15 protein-coding genes are annotated in these 16,918 nt (G+C 69.2%); 6 read left to right on the forward strand and 9 right to left on the reverse strand.

Going from position 1 to position 16,918, the window contains the following annotated elements; translation table 11 throughout:
- Positions 1–123: 123 nt before the first annotated feature.
- The 3 genes from CJ301_RS08770 to CJ301_RS08780 are packed head-to-tail and all read right to left on the reverse strand — an operon-like array spanning position 124 to position 3,625.
- On the reverse strand, positions 124–441 hold the full coding sequence (locus tag CJ301_RS08770) for a hypothetical protein (protein WP_099276435.1): 318 nt from the start codon (positions 439–441) through the stop codon (positions 124–126).
- Positions 438–2,894 (reverse strand): cytochrome c oxidase subunit I, encoded by a 2,457-nt coding sequence (ctaD, locus tag CJ301_RS08775; RefSeq protein ID WP_099276437.1) that lies wholly within the window; start codon positions 2,892–2,894, stop codon positions 438–440. Before ctaD ends, CJ301_RS08770 begins: the two co-directional genes overlap by 4 nt.
- The gene (locus CJ301_RS08780; protein ID WP_099276439.1) at positions 2,891–3,625 is read right to left on the reverse strand and encodes a cytochrome c oxidase subunit II; all 735 of its coding nucleotides are present in this window, start codon (positions 3,623–3,625) and stop codon (positions 2,891–2,893) included. The genes ctaD and CJ301_RS08780 overlap by 4 nt, the downstream gene beginning before the upstream one ends.
- Between CJ301_RS08780 and CJ301_RS08785 the strand changes: the two genes are divergently transcribed.
- Positions 3,566–4,081: a DUF2231 domain-containing protein gene (locus CJ301_RS08785; RefSeq protein WP_099276700.1), complete on the forward strand. Its 516-nt coding sequence runs from the start codon at positions 3,566–3,568 to the stop codon at positions 4,079–4,081. The two genes, CJ301_RS08780 and CJ301_RS08785, sit on opposite strands and share 60 nt — an antisense overlap.
- On the opposite strand, the gene CJ301_RS08790 is transcribed toward CJ301_RS08785, so the two are convergent.
- The 6 genes from CJ301_RS08790 to CJ301_RS08815 form a co-directional block, all read right to left on the reverse strand.
- On the reverse strand, positions 4,051–4,560 hold the full coding sequence (locus CJ301_RS08790) for a CopD family protein (RefSeq protein WP_282026783.1): 510 nt from the start codon (positions 4,558–4,560) through the stop codon (positions 4,051–4,053). The genes CJ301_RS08785 and CJ301_RS08790 overlap by 31 nt on opposite strands.
- Positions 4,557–5,270 (reverse strand): cytochrome c oxidase assembly protein, encoded by a 714-nt coding sequence (locus CJ301_RS08795; RefSeq protein ID WP_254050110.1) that lies wholly within the window; start codon positions 5,268–5,270, stop codon positions 4,557–4,559. Before CJ301_RS08795 ends, CJ301_RS08790 begins: the two co-directional genes overlap by 4 nt.
- Before the next feature lie 214 nt (positions 5,271–5,484).
- Positions 5,485–5,862, reverse strand: a complete 378-nt coding sequence (locus tag CJ301_RS08800; protein ID WP_162620478.1) for a hypothetical protein — start codon at positions 5,860–5,862, stop codon at positions 5,485–5,487.
- Positions 5,863–5,873: 11 nt separating this feature from the next.
- Positions 5,874–7,061 carry a c-type cytochrome gene (locus tag CJ301_RS08805; RefSeq protein ID WP_162620479.1) on the reverse strand — a complete coding sequence of 396 codons (1,188 nt, stop codon included), beginning with the start codon at positions 7,059–7,061 and terminating at the stop codon, positions 5,874–5,876.
- A 44-nt stretch (positions 7,062–7,105) separates the two neighbouring features.
- On the reverse strand, positions 7,106–8,866 hold the full coding sequence (locus CJ301_RS08810) for a GMC family oxidoreductase (protein ID WP_099276447.1): 1,761 nt from the start codon (positions 8,864–8,866) through the stop codon (positions 7,106–7,108).
- Positions 8,867–8,918: 52 nt separating this feature from the next.
- Positions 8,919–9,653 carry a gluconate 2-dehydrogenase subunit 3 family protein gene (locus tag CJ301_RS08815; RefSeq protein WP_099276449.1) on the reverse strand — a complete coding sequence of 245 codons (735 nt, stop codon included), beginning with the start codon at positions 9,651–9,653 and terminating at the stop codon, positions 8,919–8,921.
- A 786-nt stretch (positions 9,654–10,439) separates the two neighbouring features.
- On the opposite strand from CJ301_RS08815, the gene CJ301_RS08820 reads away from it, so the two are divergent.
- From CJ301_RS08820 to CJ301_RS08840, 5 genes are all read left to right on the forward strand, one after another.
- Entirely contained in the window at positions 10,440–11,183 is a 744-nt protein-coding gene (locus CJ301_RS08820) for a sugar transferase (RefSeq protein ID WP_099276451.1), read from the forward strand.
- 138 nt (positions 11,184–11,321) lie between these two features.
- A complete protein-coding gene (locus CJ301_RS08825) occupies positions 11,322–12,710 on the forward strand; it encodes a hypothetical protein (RefSeq protein ID WP_099276453.1) in 1,389 nt (462 codons plus the stop codon).
- The gene (locus CJ301_RS08830; protein WP_099276455.1) at positions 12,707–14,683 is read left to right on the forward strand and encodes a calcium-binding protein; all 1,977 of its coding nucleotides are present in this window, start codon (positions 12,707–12,709) and stop codon (positions 14,681–14,683) included. The genes CJ301_RS08825 and CJ301_RS08830 overlap by 4 nt, the downstream gene beginning before the upstream one ends.
- Positions 14,680–15,519 (forward strand): glycosyltransferase family 2 protein, encoded by an 840-nt coding sequence (locus tag CJ301_RS08835; RefSeq protein ID WP_099276457.1) that lies wholly within the window; start codon positions 14,680–14,682, stop codon positions 15,517–15,519. Before CJ301_RS08830 ends, CJ301_RS08835 begins: the two co-directional genes overlap by 4 nt.
- Positions 15,516–16,898 (forward strand): oligosaccharide flippase family protein, encoded by a 1,383-nt coding sequence (locus CJ301_RS08840; RefSeq protein ID WP_254050111.1) that lies wholly within the window; start codon positions 15,516–15,518, stop codon positions 16,896–16,898. Before CJ301_RS08835 ends, CJ301_RS08840 begins: the two co-directional genes overlap by 4 nt.
- Positions 16,899–16,918: the final 20 nt, after the last annotated feature.

Raw genomic sequence — 16,918 nt, forward strand, 5'->3', positions numbered from 1 at the left:
TCGCCATTGCGCTCGTCAGGTTCATAACCTGAAGGGTCGAGACCGGCTCGGAAACGCTCCAGTGGAGCGTTTCAGGTCTCGACGGGCAAAGCCCCGGCGCAGGGGCGACGCCTGCTTCCCTGCTTACAGGCAATGCGACGTTGTCAGTGTCGGAATGAGCGTCCAAGCCGTGGCGACCAGCGCAACGATAGCGAGCGCCATGCTGATGCGATGAATGGCGGCATCGGGATGGGGCCAGCGCGAGGATCTCAGCAAGACGAGAAGCAGGGCTTGCAGCGCCAAGGCAGCAAGGCTCGCACCGATCAGCAGGAGCCGGCCCGGAAGCTCCGGGGCGAGCGTGGCCCAGCGGCTCGAGCACAGCAGGCCGTGCAGGCCGTAGACCGCGCTGAAACTGGCGAGCCAGAGCGTCAGCGGCAGAGACAGGCGCAGGATGGCGTTCATGTCAGCACCCCCGGCAGGCCGATCGCCGCGGCGCTCAGCAGGGCGACCAGCAGGGTGTAGTCGCTCCATAGGCGGGCGACGCGCATTGCGCCGAGCGTGGTCTGCGCCGAATGGCCCGACAGGCGGCGCGCCGCCACGACCGACCACATCAGCAGGCTGACGAGGCAATGCAGCAGCCCGTATCCGACGAAGACCCAGACCGTCGCGTCATAGGCGTGGCGCGTGGGATCGGGGCTTTGCGACAGAACGGGCAGCGAGGTTCCGGCGATGAGAACGAGGCCGGCGAGGGCGGCGCCTGCGCCCATGAGCGCGCCGAGGCGGGAGCCGAAGAAGACGAGACCCGCGCCCATCAGGACGAGGATCAGCGGCAGGGCCCCCGGTTCGAGATAGGAGGGCGGCGGCCAGTTCGGGGCGATGGTGAACAGGAAGGCATAGCCGAAGAGCAACGAGCCGAAGAAGGTGCCATTGGCCAGAAGCAGGAAGACCGAGCCCCACCAGCCGGGCGGATCGGGAACCTCGGTGGCAGGGACGAGCGACAGGCCCCGGCCCACCGGCAGCGCCCCTTCGGTCGTGCTGCGGCCGAGCCCCCAGACCCAGACCAGCGCGCAGGCGATCACGCCGATCGCCGAGATCGGCACGAGCCAATAGGCCTTGATCAGCATGCCCAGGAAGAACAGCCCCGTGACCGCAGACATCAGCATCGGCAGCGCGGAATTGCCGGGAAAGACCACCATGTAGCGCGGCGTGCCGCTGGCGATGTCGAGCGAGAGCGTCTCGCGCCGGCCGCGGGTCGGGTCGCCGAGATAGCCCTCGCCGCGCGCCAGCCGCACCGGCAGATCGGGGTCTTCATGGAGCGGATCGCGCGAGGTGACATGCGCGAGGCTGGCGAAGTTGTAGGGCGCCGCCGGGGTCGGCATCGCCCAGTCGAGCGTGCCCGCGCCCCAAGGGTCGCGCGAGCCGCGCACCGCCACCACCGCGTTGACCACCACGTCGATCAGCACCAGCGCGAAGCCGATCGCCATGACGAAGCTGCTGATCGAGGCGATGATGTTGATCGCCTCCCAGCCTTGTCCCGGCGCGAAGCTGTCGATCCGCCGCCGCATGCCCAAAAGCCCGGCCCAGTGCAGAGCCAGGAAGGTGCCGTGAAACCCCGGCACCACCAGCCAGAAGGCGGCGTGGCCGAGCTTGAAATAGGTCCGACGCCCGGTGAAATGCGGCATCCAGTAATAGAGCGCCGCGATCATCGGGAAGACGAAGCCGCCGATCAGCACGTAGTGCAGATGGGCGACGATGAAGTAGGTGTCATGCGCCTGCCAGTCGAAGGGCACGATCGCCACCATCACGCCCGTCAGCCCGCCGATCACGAAGGTGGCGAAGAAGGCGAGAAGCCAGAGCATCGGCAGGTGCATCACGGGCCGGCCCTTCCACAGCGTGCCGATCCAGGCAAAGATCTGCACCGCCGTCGGCACCGCCACCAGCGTCGAGGCGGCCGAGAAGAAGGCCAGCCCCATATGCGGGATGCCGGTGGTGAACATGTGGTGCACCCAGAGTCCGAAGCTCAGCACCCCGAGGCTCACCGCCGACGCGACGATCCAGCCATAGCCCATGAGCGTGGTGCGCGCCATCACCGGCAGTATGGTCGAGATCGCGCCCGCCGCGGGCAGGAAGATGATGTAGACCTCCGGGTGTCCGAAGAGCCAGAACAGGTGCTGCCACAAGAGCGCGTCGCCGCCCTGCGCCACCTGGAAGAAGGGCAGGCCGAAGGCGCGCTCCAGCTCCAGGAGGATCGAGCCGAGGATGAGCGGCGGAAAGCCCGTCAGGATCATCACCGCCGTGACCAGCGCGTACCACGCGAAGATCGGCATCTGCGAGAGCTTCATCCCCGGCGCGCGGTAGCGCAACACCGTCACGGTGATCTCGACCGCCGCCGAGATCGCCGAGATCTCGACGAAGGTGATGCCGATCAGCCAGAAATCCGAGTTGATCCCCGGCGCGCCGATGGTCGAGGACAAGGGCGGATACATGAACCAGCCGCTGTCGGGCGCGATCCCGGCCAGCAGCGCGAAGATCATCATCGCGCCGCCGAAGACGTAGCACCAGAAGCCGTAGGCGGTGAGCCGCGGGAAGGCGAGGTCGCGCGTGCCGAGCATCTTCGGCAGCAGATACACCGCGAGCCCCTCGAAGAAGGGGATCGCGAACAGGAACATCATGATGGTCCCGTGCATGGTGAAGATCTGGTTGTAATGGTCGGGGCCGAGAAAGGCCGAGCGGGGGCTGGCGAGCTGCGCTCGGATCAGCATGGCGAGAATGCCGCCGATGACGAAGAAGACCGTCGCCACGAAGAGGAACATCCGCCCCAGATCGGTGTGGTTCACGGTGGTGAACCAGCCCTTGAGGCCGGGCTCGGAGGCCCAGATGCGCGACAGGGCGCGGTGGCGCCTGAGCGCGTTCATGGTGTCTCTCCTTGCAGGAAGCTCTGCCAGCCCGCCTCGTCATGCGCGATCACGGTAAAGCGGTGGTCGCGGTAGCCCGCGCCGTTGAACTCCGAGCCCAGTCCCTCGTAGCGGCCCGGCGCATCGGCCTCGAGCCTGAGCACGTTCACATGCCCCGGCATGGCGTCGAGCTTGCCCGCCAGCCGCGGCACCCAGAAGCCATGCACCACGTCGACGCTGGTGATGGCGACATCGACGGGGCGGCCCGCCGGGATGTGCAGCACGTTTTCCGTCTCCCGCCCCGGCGCGTCCTCGTAGCCGAAGCGCCAGTCCCATTGCCGCGCCTCGGCCGCGACGCGCACCAGATCGGGCGTCGCGCGCGGCAACAGCCGCTCGCCCACGACGAGGCCATAGGCGAGGAGCGCGGCCAGCACCGTCATGGGAAAGACGAGCCCGAGCCAGACCACGAAGCGCCGCTCCTGCGTCTCTCCCGGCGGCCGCCGCCAGGCGAGCGCGATCAGCGCCGCGACGAAAAGGAAGATCGCCGTGGCACCCGCCAGCAGCACCCACCACAGCTGCGCGATGACCGCCGCCGCCGGCCCCGCCGGATGCACCGTCGAGAGGCTTTCCTCGCAACCCGCGAGCAGCAGGAGTGTTGAGCCCGGAAGACCCCAGCGCAGGAGAGAGCGGGCATGGCCGAGGAAATGGTTCAGACCGAGCGGGAAGAGCTCGAAGACCCGATCGTGGAGCATGAAGGGTATGAGGACACCGAATCCATCGTCGGCATCTGGGGCCACCCGCTGCACGCGATGAGCGTGGCCTTCCCCGTGGCGCTGACCTTCTGCACCTTCGGGGCCGACGCGCTCTACTGGTGGTCGGGCGAGCTGTTCTGGGCGCGCGCCGCGATCTGGGCGGCGGGCACGGCCTTTTTGTTCGGCCTCGCCGCAGGTGCCACCGGCACGGCGGAGCTTTTGATGGTGCCGGGCATCCGCATCCGCGCCCCGGCCTGGTCGCATTTCGTCATCGCCGTGCTCCTGCTGTCGATCCTCGGCGCGAATTGGGGCTACCGATTGCAGGGCTTCGAGGCGGCGGTGCTGCCCTACGGCATCCTGATCTCGGGATTCGCCGTTCTGGTGGTGATGGTCACGGGATGGCATGGCGGCAAGCTCGTCTTCGATTATCGTCTGGGCACGTCGAAAGGCAGCTGACGGCCCATCGGCTCGGTCAGCCAGCCCGGCACCGGGATCTCGCCAAGCTCCGGCTTGGCGAGGACCAGAGCCAGGATGCCCAGCACCGGCAGCAGCAACAGCAGAAGCGGCAGCACCGGCTGCGGCGCGCGGTGCGCGCCCGCCCGCTCGGCCACCGCGACCAGCACGTAGCCGACCCAGACATGAAAGCTCACCAGGAGCGCCACGAAGACCAGCTTGGCGAACATCCATGTCACGAAGGCCTCGCGCAAAAAGATCAGCGCCGTGCCCGAAGCGATGGCGAGAACCGCCGCCGGGGTGACGCAGAAGGTATAGGCGTAATGCGTGGCCCGGCGGATGCGTTCGTAATCGCCCTGGCCGATCGCCGGCTCGTGCCGCGCCAGCATCAAGGGCAGCGCGAAGAGCCCGCCGCACCACAGCACCAGCATGCCCACATGCAGCGCCTTGAGATGCGGGATGAGGCCGTAGACCCAGCTCACGCGACACCCCGCCCGGCGCCCGCCTGCCAGCCGCGTCGGGCCGAAAGCGCGATCATCGCCGCATAGGGCAGCATCGCCGGCACCCACATGATCAGCCCGCCGAGCTGCTGATCGGCCAGCGGCGTGAGACCCCATGCCAGCGGCGCAAGGGCATGGGCGGCATAGAGCGGCACTGGCGCGAAGGTCAAAAGCGCGCCGAGCGCGCCCATCTGCATCAGCCCGGCCAGCGACCACAGCACCGCCTCGATGCCGCCGCGCGCGGCGAGCACCGCCCGCCAGAACCAGAGGGCCGAGCCCAGCAGCGTCGCCTGCATGACCCAGTAGACGGCCATGTCGCGCAGCGCGAGATCGTAGGCCGCAGGCAGGTGCCACGCCCAGAGCAGCGCCGTGGAGACGAGAAAGGGCAGGGCCGCACCGGACGCGCGGCGCGCGGGCAGGGCGGCCGCCAGCAGCGGCGCCGCCACCGCGACCAGCAGCACGTGATGCACGACACGGGCCGAGAACAGCCCCACCGACATCGCGCAGAGCGGCGAGACGAAGGCGAGGACCAGCACGCCGACGCCGGCAGGCCCCGTCCGGCTGCGCCACAGGAGCACCAGCATGAGAAGCAGGCCCGCCAGCAGAAAAGGATCGAGATTCCAGCTGTACAGCGCCAGATCGGGCGGGGGTGGCGCGCCGCAATAGCTGCCCGGGATGATCTCGATCGGCATCGACATGCTCCTTGCCGCGGTGGCGGTGGCGGTGGCGCGCAAAGCCCGCAGGGGCCGTTGCGCCGCTACCGGTACCCAAAGCCAGTTAGGCCGGTAAGGTCATGGTTCAACGGCGCAATCCGCGTGCCGATCCACACCATGCCCCGCGGCCCGGATCGGCCTCCATGCGGGGCCGGGCCGTCAGGTCCGGCCGGCCGCCTTCGCCGCGCGGGTTTCAGTAGATGATGCCCGCTTCGCTGCAAAGCTCTGCCGAGATCCCCGAAAGATCGGGGTTCGCATCGCCGGAGCTTTCGCCATCGCCATCGCCAGAGGCCAGCTGATCCGCCCCGATCCCCGTTCCGACGGAGCCCACGGGGGAGCCCGAAGCCTGGCCGGCCCGTTCGCTTTCCACCCCTTGGGTCAGCAGGCCCGCGCCATTCGATGCGCCATCCCCAGCCTCGCGGGACACCTCCCTGCAATGCTCGATGATGGCCTCCATCGTGGCGCGGTCCCCGGTGTCGAACTCCTTGTTGCCGAGATAGAGGGCTTCGGCCCCTCCGGGCCCCGCCATGCCGATGCTCAGGGCGAGGGAGACGAGACATGCGCGCATCATGGGGGTCACCTTCAATGTTCCTCTTCGGCCAGATATTCGCGCATCTCGGTCACCTGCGCGGCCGAGACGGGGCCTGCGCGCCGATCGCCGGTGCCGCGCAGATAGGTCAGCAGATCGGCGATCTGTTCGTCGCTGAGCTTCCACGAGAAGGGCGGCATGGCGAGCATGCTGGGAATGGTGTCCGTGGGCTGCGCCCGCGCCCCGCCGAGGATGATGCGGATGGCGGTCGAGGGGTCCTCGGCATGGACCTTGTTGGAACTGCTCAGCGGCGCGAAGAAATACGGCACGCCGGACTGGTCCGCCGCATGGCAGGCGGCGCAGTTGTCGAAATAGAGCCCGGCCCCGGTCTCCAGGCGGACGGGGTCGGGGGTGTCCTCCTCCTCGCGCAGCTCGTCCTCGAGGCTCTTGAGATAGGTCGCCACCGCGCGCAGATCCTCTTCGCGCAGGTGCTGGGTTGAGATCGAGACCACCTCGCCCATGCGCTGCATCGGGGCGGTGTGCTCGGCCCGGCCATATTTGAGAAACTCGACGATGTCGTCGGTGTCCCAATGCGCGATGCCACCGCCCGCTCCGGCGCGGATATTGGGCGCGAACCAGTTCTCCAGAAGCCCGCCGCGCAGGTACTCGTCGTCCTGGCTCGCCCCGAGCAGGTTCTTGCCCGAATGGCAGGCGCCGCAATGCAGCGGGCCATCGACGAGAAAGCGGCCCCGGTTCCACTCCTCCGAGCGGTCGGGGTCGGGGACGAACTCCTCATCCTCGAAGAACAGGAGCTTCCAGCCGCTCACCGACATGCGGATGTTGAGCGGGAAGGGCAGATCGTTCTCCGGCGTCTCGGCGTGGACCGGCTCCAGCGACTGGAGATAGGCGAAGATCGCGTCGGTCTCCTCGCGCGACATCAGCGTGTAATTGGGGTAGGGCATCGCCGGGTAGAGGTGCTGGCCCTCGTCGTCGATGCCTTCGTTCAGCGCGTCGTGGAACTCCTCGCGCGTCCAGCGCCCGAGCCCGGTCTCGTCGTCGGGCGTCAGGTTGGGCGAGTAGATCGTGCCGAAGGGCGTGCCCAGCGCGCGGCCCCCCGTGAAGGGCAGGCCGTTATTCTCGATATCGGTGTGGCAGGCCTGGCAATCGCCCGCGATGGTCAGGTAGCGGCCGCGCTCGATCTGCGACGAGGACAGCTCTTGTGCCGTGGATGCGGTGGCCATGAGGGCGGCCAGGCCGCCGATGGCGGATATCAGGGCAGGGGCTTTCATGGCTGCACCAGCGGGCCGGGCTGGCCCAGATACTTGTTGATGATCGCATCCACCGACCAGTAGGCCAGCGCGCCGACCGTGCCCGTGGGGTTGTAGCCCGCGTTTTGCGGAAACAGCCCGGCCCCGGCGACGAAGAGGTTGGGCAGGTCCCAGCTCTGGCAATAGCGGTTGCACACGCTGGTCTTTGGGTCCGTGCCCATGATCGTGCCGCCGGTGTTGTGGGTGGTCTGGTAGGGCACCGAATCGTAGGAGCCCTTGCGCTCGGCCACCACCACGTCGCGCCCGCCCATGCCGCGCGCGATCTCCTCGGCGACCGGGGTGAGATGGGCGCTCAGCCGGCGGTCATTGAGGGTGAAGTCGAAGGTCATGCGCAGCAGCGGACGGCCATGCCGGTCGGTATAGGTCGGGTCGAGATCGAGATAGTTGCTGCGATGCGCCATCGAGGCGCCATGCACCCCCACCGAGGCGGTCTTGAGGAAGTTGGCCTGCACCGCCTGCTTCCATTCGCTGCCCCAGCCGGGCACGCCCTCGGGGACGGGGTGGCTTTCGATCGGGCGGGCATTGGTGGTGTAGCAGGCGATGTAGCCGCCGCCGATGAAGCCGAGGCCGGTATGGTCGAAATTGTCGCCATTGTAATCGTCGGCCGCCATGCCCAGCGCCCCCGCCCCGACGAAGCCGTTGGTGTATTCCTCCTCGAAGAACACCGTGGCGCCCGACATCACCTGGTAGCAGTAGTTCTTGCCGACCACGCCCTCGCCCGTGCTCGGATCATAGGGCTCGCCGATCTGCGACAGCAGCATCAGCCGGGTGTTCTCCAGCGGATAGGCGCAAAGCACGACGATCTCGGCGGGCTGGAAGAAGGTCTCGCCGCTGGTGTCGACATAGGTGACGCCCGTGGTCCGCGACCCGTCGGCCGATTTCTCGATCGACAGCACCTCGCTGTCGGTGCGCAGCGCGAAATTCGACCGCTTCATCAGCGCCGGGATGATCGTCGTCTGCGGCGAGGATTTCGAGTAGTTGCCGCAGCCATGCTTTTCGCAAAAGCCGCAATAGGTGCAGGGCGCCAGCTGCAGGCCCAGCGGGTTGACATAGGCGCGCGACATGTTGGCCGAAGGCACCGGGAAGGGGTTGAGCCCGACATTGCGCGCCGCCGCCTCGAAGCGGTCCTGCGAGAAGGTCATCTCCATCGGCGGGTTGGGATATTCGTCGCTGCGCGGCCCCTCGAAGGGGTTGCCGCCCGCGACGATGTCGCCGTTGAGGTTGCCCGCCTTGCCGCAGATGCCGCAGATCTTCTCGAAATAGTCGAAATGCGGCTCCAGCTCGTCATAGGTGACGCCGTAATCCTGAACCGTCATCCCCTCGGGCAGGGGGCCGTAGCGTTCCTCGTTATGGCTCTTGGCCACGAAATCCGAAGGCAGGAAGCGATAGGTCTGGCCGTTCCAGTGCACGCCCGACCCGCCGACGCCGTTGCCCGGCAGGAACGAGCCCCAGCTGCGCATCGGCAACGCGGTCTGGGCCGAGTTGTTGCGGAAGGTGACCGTCGATTGCGACGCCTCCTGGAACATGCCGTGCCGCCAGTAATAGCGCAGCTCGTCCTGCGCAAAGGTGGTGGCGAAATCCTTGGTCGTGTCGCGCCATGGCCCCCGTTCGAGAGCCAGCACGTCGAGCCCCGCATCGGTCAGCTTCTCGGCATAGATCGCGCCGGTCCAGCCGAAGCCGACGAGAACCACGTCGACACCTGGGAGCTGTTTCGTCATTCCTCACCTCTCGGTCTTGGTCTCGGTCTGGGTCCCGGTCTGGGCTTCGGTCTCAGGGGCTGCTCCAGCCGGGGCGGCCCATCAGGCTGACCGGCGGAAGCTCGATGCGCGCGCCGTTGTGGCCGACGAAGTCGCGGTAGTCGTAGCGGGTGCCGGGAAAGCCGATGTAGCGCCACGCCACCATGTCGCGGTTGCCGCCATAGAGCGGGTCGGCGAAGAAGCCCTCGATCGTGTTCTTCAGGATCAGGTCGAAGAAGGTCTTGGCCGACACCTCCGCAAAGGTGATCTCCTCCTCGTCCAGCCCCTTGAGCACCGCATCCTGCCGCTCCTCGGAAAGCGCGGCGAAACCGGCCTCGTAGGTGTTCCGGCAATGGGCCTCCAGCGCGGCGAGCGCGCGGCGATAGAGCTGCGCGGGCGGATGCTCGCTCTGGTATCCTTGGGTGGCGGTCCCTTCGAGGAAGGGGCCTTGCATGTACCAATGCTGGCCGCGGCCGTAAAAGCCCGCCATCTGCCGGTCGAGAAAGGTCACCACGTCGGCCTCGGTCGCGCCCGGCCCGTCATCGCTGGGGATCAGCCGCGCGCAGATCGCCGCCACCGCCTCGCGCTCCGCCGGGGTGAAGAAGGAGGCCTCCGTCGTGCCGTAATAGGGCGGCTGGCCCCTGAGCGGCGACCACGGCATTCCCTCGCCGCGCCCGTATTCGGCTGCGTAGAGCGCGGACGGCACCGCGATGGCGGTGCCGCCGAACAGCATGGCCTTCAGAACCTTGCGTCGTGTCGGAGAAAACAAGCCACCTCTCCTGTCTCTGCTAGCTACGGTTGCACGGGTTCCCGACACGAACTGTATCGGGCCGCGGGACCGTCAAGGGATTCGGCGGCCGAACGGGGCCGGATCTTCAACTTGCGGGAAAGCGCGGCTCCCGGCTCCCGGCGCATAGCAGCGCAGGCGCATGGCAAGGCCCGATCCCGAGGCCAGTTTCGGCCGGAATCTCGCGGCAGGCGGCGCAGCGCTCGAGGTGCCGCGTGGCACCAGCCGTCAGCGCCCCCCCTATTGCCCCCGTGCGGCCCGGGCGGGCGGGGCGGTCAGAACGCCAATTCGAATCAAATGCTGCCGGTCCGCGCCCTGTGGCTGGCAACGATTCGCCCCGTGGTCCGATACTGTTTCCGGTTTGGCGCAAGTTCGGCGAGAGGCCGGCGCCGGTCATGACAAGGCCGCCATCCTGCCGGGCGGTCGCCGCAAAGCCGCCCCAATCCTGAGCGCGGTGGAGAGGCATTGGGCTGAGGCGCGGGACTTAAGTATAGGTAAGGTTTCCCGACGGCGATCAAATCGGCATCAATGAGAAGGGCCGTTTCCCGCCCGTGCCCAATCAGGGCACGGCAATGTGAGGTGTCGGCCCGCGTCGGAGCGCGTTTTTCGGTGTGATTTCGGCAATTTGGTGGCCGCGTGCCGCTTGGTTTCACCGCCCGAGCTTTGACCATGGGTAGGTGAAATATAGGTTCGATGGCACGCGGGGTGCGCGGGATCGGTTGCCCCGGTCACCGCTTTGATCGGTGCAGGCGAAGGGACGGTTTTTTGATGACAAGTATCTTTGTGGTCGACGGACGAGCGAACAACATCTCTCGCGCGATACCGCGGCGCGAGCATGCCGCATCGGACAGGCTGGCCATCGGCGCGGCCGAAACGGGGCGGGACGGCCTGCTGCCGCGCCCGGAAGGGCTCTACCACCGCCGCTTCAAGCGCTGGATCGACCTGCTGTTCACCGCGCTGGTCTTCGTGCCGGTGTCGCTCCTGGTGCTGCTGATCGCCGGTCTCGTGGCGCTCGATGGCGGGCGGCCCTTCTATGCGCAGCGCCGGGTCGGGCTCGCCGGGCGCAGCTTCACCATGTACAAGATCCGCACCATGGTTCCCGATGCCGATGCCGTGCTCGAGCGGCATCTCGCAAGGAACCCGGCCGACCGGATCGAATGGGACCATCACCAGAAGCTGCGCAACGATCCGCGGATCACCCGGATCGGGCGGCTCTTGCGCCGCAGCTCGCTCGACGAGCTGCCGCAGTTCTTCAACGTGCTGCGCGGCGAGATGGCGCTGGTCGGGCCGCGCCCCTTCCTGCCCGAACAGCAGGCCTATTATCCCGGCACGGAATACTACGCCATGCGGCCCGGCATCACCGGCTTCTGGCAGACCTCGGTGCGCAACGAGGCAAGCTTCGTGCAGCGCGCCGCCTATGATCGCAGCTATTACCACGCGCTCTCGCCGATGACCGATCTGCGGGTGATCGGGCGGACGCTACGGGTCGTGCTGCGCGGCACCGGCCTCTGAAGCGTTCGGGTTCGCGCCATCCTCTGCCCGGTGGCGCGGCCCAATGCGCCGCCATGCGCCCCTTCGCGCCACGGCCCTGCCATCGCCGCGGCTTCGTGATATGCCATGGCGTGACGCGGAACACGGGACCGGCCTGACATGCCCAATGCCATAGCCTCGATCGCCCTGCTGGTCTGGCCGCTCGTCACGCTGGCGCTCTTCGTGCGGCTGAGCCCCGAACGCGCGCTGCTGGCGAGCCTCATTGGCGGCTATCTTCTGCTGCCGCCGATGCCCGCCGAGTTCGACCTGCCGCTGCTGCCCTCGCTCAACAAGAGCACCATCCCGAGCCTGTCGGTGCTGGCGGCCGCGGTGATGCTGGGCCGGCTGCGCGTGATGCAGCTCGTGCCGCGCCATCCCTTGATGCTGATCGCGCTGGCGGTCTACCTGCTGTCGCCGCTGATGACGGTGCTGGGCAATGACGATGCGCTGCGCTACGGCCCCCGGCTGGTGCCGGGGCTGCGCCTGGCCGAGGTGCCGGGTCTGGTGATCGTGCAGTTCCTGCTGGTGGTGCCCTTGCTGATGGCGCGGGTCTTCCTGGGCCGGGGGGAGGATCACCGGCTGCTGCTCTGGGCCATCCTGCTGGGCGGGCTGGCCTACACGCTGCCGATCCTGATCGAGGTCCGGCTCAGCCCGCAGCTCAACATCTGGACCTATGGCTATTTCCAGCACAGCTTCAGCCAGATGATCCGCGGCGACGGGTTCAGGCCGATCGTGTTTCTCTATCACGGGCTATGGGTCGCGTTCTACGTGGCGATGGCGGTGCTGGCCGCGACGGGGCTCGCGCGCGCGGCGCGGGGGCGCGAGGCGGTGGCGCTGTGGGGCGCGGCGGCGGGGCTCGGCGTGGTGCTGGTGCTGTGCAAATCGCTGGCGGCGCTTCTCTACACCATGGTGCTGGCACCGGTGCTGGCGCTGGCGCCGCGGCGGTTGCAGCTCTTCGGCGCGGCGGCGATGGCGCTGCTGGCGCTGGGCTACCCGCTGCTCAAGGGCGCCGATCTGGTGCCGCAGGAGCAGATCCTCGCCTTCGCCGAAAGCATCCACCCGGACCGGGCGCAATCCGTGGGCTTTCGCTTCGACAACGAGGACATGCTGCTCGAGCGCGTCTGGGAGCGGCCGGTCTTCGGCTGGGGGATCTGGGGGCGCAACCAGATCTACGATGCCGAAAGCGGCCGCGAGCTGAGCGTCACCGATGGCCGCTGGCTGGTGGTGATCGGCATCTTCGGCTGGGCCGGTTTCCTGGCCGAGTTCGGCCTGCTCGCCGGACCGGTGCTGCTGCTGTGGTGGCGGGGCCGCGACGCCGCGCTCGATGCGGCCAGCGTGACGCTGGCGGTGATCCTGGGAATGAACCTCGTGGACATGCTGCCCAATGCGACGCTGACGCCGCTGACCTTCCTTGCCGCGGGCGCGCTTCTGGGCCGGGTGGAGGCGCTGTCGGTGCGAAACCGGCGCGCCCTGGCCCCCGCGCACCCCCCGATCCGGACGGTGCTGTGAGCGGCGCGCGGCCCGCCCCGGCATGGCGCGCCCCGGCGGCGCTTCTCCTGTGGCTCGCCTTGGCCATGGCGGCCATGGCGGGCGCCGCGATGGGCCGCGGCGCCGCCGCAGAGCCCGCCGCAGAGCCCGCCCCAGTGCTGGGCATGAACCTCGCGCCCATCTCCGACTGGTCGACCGAACATCCCTTTCTCGACCTGATGAAAAGCTCGCGCCCCTGGCTCGGTCACCTGCCGGGCCGCTGGGGCGGGGTGGAGCCCGAGGCGCTGCTGGCGGCGGGCCATGTCGATGCGGGCGGGCACCTGCTCTCCATCCCGCCCGAGGTGGAGCATGTCGGCACGCTGATCCTCACCGATCAGCCCGAGGCGGCGGTCTCGCTCGCCGGGCGCTACGTGCTGCGGCATGAGGGGCGGGGCGAGATCTCGGTCGGTGGCCGCGCGCAAGAGGTGAGCCGCGCCCCCGGCGAGATCCGCTTCGACTACACCCCCGGTCACGGCGCGGTCGAGATCGAGATCGCCGCGATCGACGCGCAGGATCCGCTGCGCGACATCAGCGTGGTGCGCGAGGATCGCCTGTCGCATGCCGCGGCGGGCGCGCTGTTCAACCCCGACTGGCTGGCGCGCGTGTCGCGGCTGCGCCTGCTGCGGGTCATGGACTGGATGGGGACCAACGGCTCGAAGGCGCAACATTGGCAGGACAGGCCGCGCCCGGCGGACCAGCGCTGGACCGAAGCCGTGCCCGCGGAGGTGCTGGCGCGGCTGGCCAACGAGATCGGCGCCGATCTGTGGGTGACGCTGCCGCATCTGGCCGATGACGCCTATGTGCGCGGCTTCGCGCGCTTGATGTATGAGGCGCTCGACCCGCGGCTCAGGATCCATGCGGAATGGTCAAACGAGGTATGGAATTTCGGCTTCCGGCAGGCGAAATGGGCCGAAGAGCAGGCGGCGGCGCGCTGGGGCGAGGCGGCGCCGGGCGACGCATGGATGCAGGTCGCCGGGAGGCGCGCGGCGCAGGTGGCCGATATCTGGGCCGAAGTTTTCGGCGCGCAGGCCGAGGCGCGGCTGGTGCGGGTGATCGGGGTGCAGACCGGCTGGCGCGGGCTCGAAGCGGCGGCGCTCGAAGCGCCGCTGGCGGTGGCGGAGGGCGCGCGCCCGCCGGCCCAAAGCTTCGACGCCTATGCGGTGACGGGCTATGTCGGCCATGACGTGGCGCGCGACGATGATCTGCCCGGGCTGCGCCGGGCGCTCGCGCGCGGCACCGCCGCCGAGCGGGTGCTGGAGATGCTGCGCGCCGATGCCGCCGATCTGACGGGGCGGTTCTGGCCCCATCACGCGCGCGTCGCCGCGCGGCACGGGCTGCGGCTGGTGATGTATGAGGCCGGGCCGCACATGGCCGCCGGGGCGGCGGGGCGCGAGGATGACGCGATCACCGATTTCCTCGCCGAGATCTCGCATGCGCCAGAGGTCGCGGCGCTGGTCGAGGCGCTGTTTGAGAGCTGGACCGCGCTCGGCGGCACGCAGGTCACCGCCTATCACGACATCGGCTGGCCCTCGCGCTGGGGCAGCTGGGGCGCGCTGCGCCATATCGACGACGACACGCCGCGCTGGCAAAGCCTGATGCGCTACAACCGCTCGGGCGCCGATTGGGAAAGCCGCGCGCCGGGCAGCTTCGAGGACGGGGTGACGCTGCGCGGCGGCGCGGCGGCCGAGCGGCTGGTCGGTACGCCCGAGGAGGACCTGCTGCTGGCCGGCGGCGGCAACGACATCGTGCTGGCCGGGCCGGGCGACCGGGTCGATGGCGGGGCGGGGTATGACCGGCTGGTGTTGCCGGAGGCGCTGCGCGGCGCGCCCGTGGCGTGGCAGGGCGCGCGGCTTGCGATCGGGCAGGGGCGGGGGCGCATTCTCGTGGCCGGCATCGAGGAGATCGCCTATGGCACCGACATGCAGGCACAGCCCGTGCCGGAGCGGCCCAGATGAGCGCAGCGACCCCGATGGAGATCCTGATCCCCGCCAGCAACGAGGCGGCGCTGATCGGCGGTTGCCTGTCGGCGCTCGCGGCTTCCGCGCCGCCGCCCGGCCCGGTCGGCGTCACCGTCATCGCCAATGGCTGCCATGACGCCACCGCCGCGCAGGCGCGGCGCTTCTCGCAGGTCTTCGCAAAGAAGGGCTGGCGCCTGCGGGTGATCGAGCTGGCGCAAGGCTCCAAGATCGCGGCGCTCAACGCGGGCGAGGCCGGTCTGCCGCCCGGCGCGATCCGGGTCTATCTCGATGCCGATGTCACCGTTTCGCCCCGGCTGATCGCGGGGCTTCACGCCGCGCTCGACCGGCCGGGCGCGCTCTATGCCAGCGGCCGGCCGCGGATCACCGGGCGGGGCCGCGTCGCGCGCGCCTATGCGCGGCTCTGGGCGCGGCTGCCCTTCATGCGCCACGGCGTGCCGGGCTGCGGCGTCTTCGCGGTGAACGCCCGAGGCCGGGGCCGCTGGGGCCGGTTTCCCGATCTCATCTCGGATGACGGTTTCGTGCGGCTGCAATTTTGCCCCGAAGAGCGCTGCGACGTGCCCGCCACCTATGACTGGCCCGTGGCCGAGGGCTGGCGCGCGCTGGTGCGGGTGCGGCGGCGGCAGGATGCGGGCATGCGCGAGCTGGCGGCGCGGCACCCCGAGATCATGTCGCGCGAGGACAAGCCGCCCCTGGGCGCCTCGGGTGCCGCGCGGCTGGCGCTGCGCGATCCGCTGGGCTTCGCGGTCTACGGTGCGGTGGCGCTTGGCGTCCGGCTGCGGCCCGCCGGTCGGGGCTGGAGCCGCGGGCGATGACGGCGGCGCTGACGACGGCGCTGATGGGGCGGCTGCGCTCGGCCGATATCGGCAGCCGGGCGCTGCGCTCGGCGGGGATCATGATCGCGGGCTTCGGAGCGAGCCAGCTTCTGCGGCTCGGCTCGAACCTTCTGCTGACGCGGCTGCTCTTTCCCGAGGCCTTCGGCATCATGGCGATCATCATGGTGGTGATGATGGGCCTCAACATGTTCTCGGATGTGGGCCTCACCCCCGCCATCATGCAAAGCCGGCGCGGCGACGATCCCGCGTTCCTCGACACCGCATGGACGATCCAGATCGGCAGGGGGATCGCGCTGTGGCTGGTGGCGCTGGCGCTCGCCGCCCCGGCGGCGCAGTGGTACGACGAGCCGATGCTGGCGCACTACCTGTCGGTGGCGGCCTTCGCGCTCGTCATCAACGGCTTCAACCCGACCCGGCTCGACACCGCGCACCGGCATCTGCGCGCCGGTCGCGTGACGCTGATCGAGCTGTCGACGCAAGCCACGCAGCTGGTCGTCGGGCTCGTCCTGGCCTGGGCCTGGGGCTCGGTCTGGGCGCTGGTGGCAAGCGGGCTGGCGGGGGCGCTGGCGCAGCTGGTCTATCTCAACCTGTTCCTGCCCGGCCCGCGCAACCGGCTGCGCTTCGAGCGGTCGGCCGCCTCCGAGCTGGTGCATTTCGGCAAGTGGATCTTCTTGTCGACCGTCGCGGGCTTTGCCGTGGCGCAGGGCGACCGGCTCATCATCGGCAGCTACCTGTCGCTGTCGGAGTTCGGGATCTACAATATCGGCCTGTTCCTCGCGACATTCCCGGTGATGCTGGGCCACATGGTGACGCGGCGGGTGCTGATCCCGGTCTATCGCGACAGCCCGCCGGGCCGCAGCCGGGCCGATTTCATGCGGCTGCGGCGGCTGCGGATGCTGGCCAGCGCGGGGCTGCTGGCGGCCACATGCGCGCTGGGCCTTTTGGGCGACTGGCTGATCGGGGTGATGTATGATGCGCGCTACGCCGCCGCGGGCGGCGTGGTGGTGCTGGTGGCACTCTTGCAGATCCCGGTGCTGATCGGCATCACCTATGATCAGGCGCTGCTCGCCTCGGGGCGCTCGCGCGGCTTCTTCGCGCTGCAGGCCTTGCGCGCCGTGCTGACCCTCGCGGGGCTGGCGGGGGGCCTCGTTTGGGCTGGGCTCTGGGGCGGGCTGCTGGGGCAGGGGGCGGCGCAGATCCTGGCCTACCCGCTGCTCGTCGCTCTCGCACGCCGCGAGCGCGCCTGGGATCCGCTGCATGATCTCGTATTCGCGGCGGCGGGGCTGCTCCTGGCCGCTCTCTGCCTTTGGGTGAACTGGCCCGCGATCATGGCGCTCGATACGCTCGGACGCTCTTGATAACGTCGTCTCATGGGCAG

Source organism: Limimaricola cinnabarinus (genome assembly GCF_002723615.1).
Classification (GTDB): domain Bacteria; phylum Pseudomonadota; class Alphaproteobacteria; order Rhodobacterales; family Rhodobacteraceae; genus Limimaricola; species Limimaricola cinnabarinus_B.

Excerpts from the sequence above, each read along its gene's own strand:
- CJ301_RS08770 (WP_099276435.1), bottom strand. The coding sequence starts at position 441 with ATGAACGCCATCCTGCGCCTGTCTCTGCCGCTGACGCTCTGGCTCGCC.
- ctaD (WP_099276437.1), bottom strand. The coding sequence starts at position 2,894 with ATGAACGCGCTCAGGCGCCACCGCGCCCTGTCGCGCATCTGGGCCTCC.
- CJ301_RS08785 (WP_099276700.1), top strand. The coding sequence starts at position 3,566 with ATGGCCGAGGAAATGGTTCAGACCGAGCGGGAAGAGCTCGAAGACCCG.
- CJ301_RS08780 (WP_099276439.1), bottom strand. The coding sequence starts at position 3,625 with ATGCTCCACGATCGGGTCTTCGAGCTCTTCCCGCTCGGTCTGAACCAT.
- CJ301_RS08795 (WP_254050110.1), bottom strand. The coding sequence starts at position 5,270 with ATGCCGATCGAGATCATCCCGGGCAGCTATTGCGGCGCGCCACCCCCG.
- CJ301_RS08800 (WP_162620478.1), bottom strand. The coding sequence starts at position 5,862 with ATGATGCGCGCATGTCTCGTCTCCCTCGCCCTGAGCATCGGCATGGCG.
- CJ301_RS08805 (WP_162620479.1), bottom strand. The coding sequence starts at position 7,061 with ATGGCCACCGCATCCACGGCACAAGAGCTGTCCTCGTCGCAGATCGAG.
- CJ301_RS08810 (WP_099276447.1), bottom strand. The coding sequence starts at position 8,866 with ATGACGAAACAGCTCCCAGGTGTCGACGTGGTTCTCGTCGGCTTCGGC.
- CJ301_RS08820 (WP_099276451.1), top strand. The coding sequence starts at position 10,440 with ATGACAAGTATCTTTGTGGTCGACGGACGAGCGAACAACATCTCTCGC.
- CJ301_RS08825 (WP_099276453.1), top strand. The coding sequence starts at position 11,322 with ATGCCCAATGCCATAGCCTCGATCGCCCTGCTGGTCTGGCCGCTCGTC.
- CJ301_RS08835 (WP_099276457.1), top strand. The coding sequence starts at position 14,680 with ATGAGCGCAGCGACCCCGATGGAGATCCTGATCCCCGCCAGCAACGAG.
- CJ301_RS08840 (WP_254050111.1), top strand. The coding sequence starts at position 15,516 with ATGACGGCGGCGCTGACGACGGCGCTGATGGGGCGGCTGCGCTCGGCC.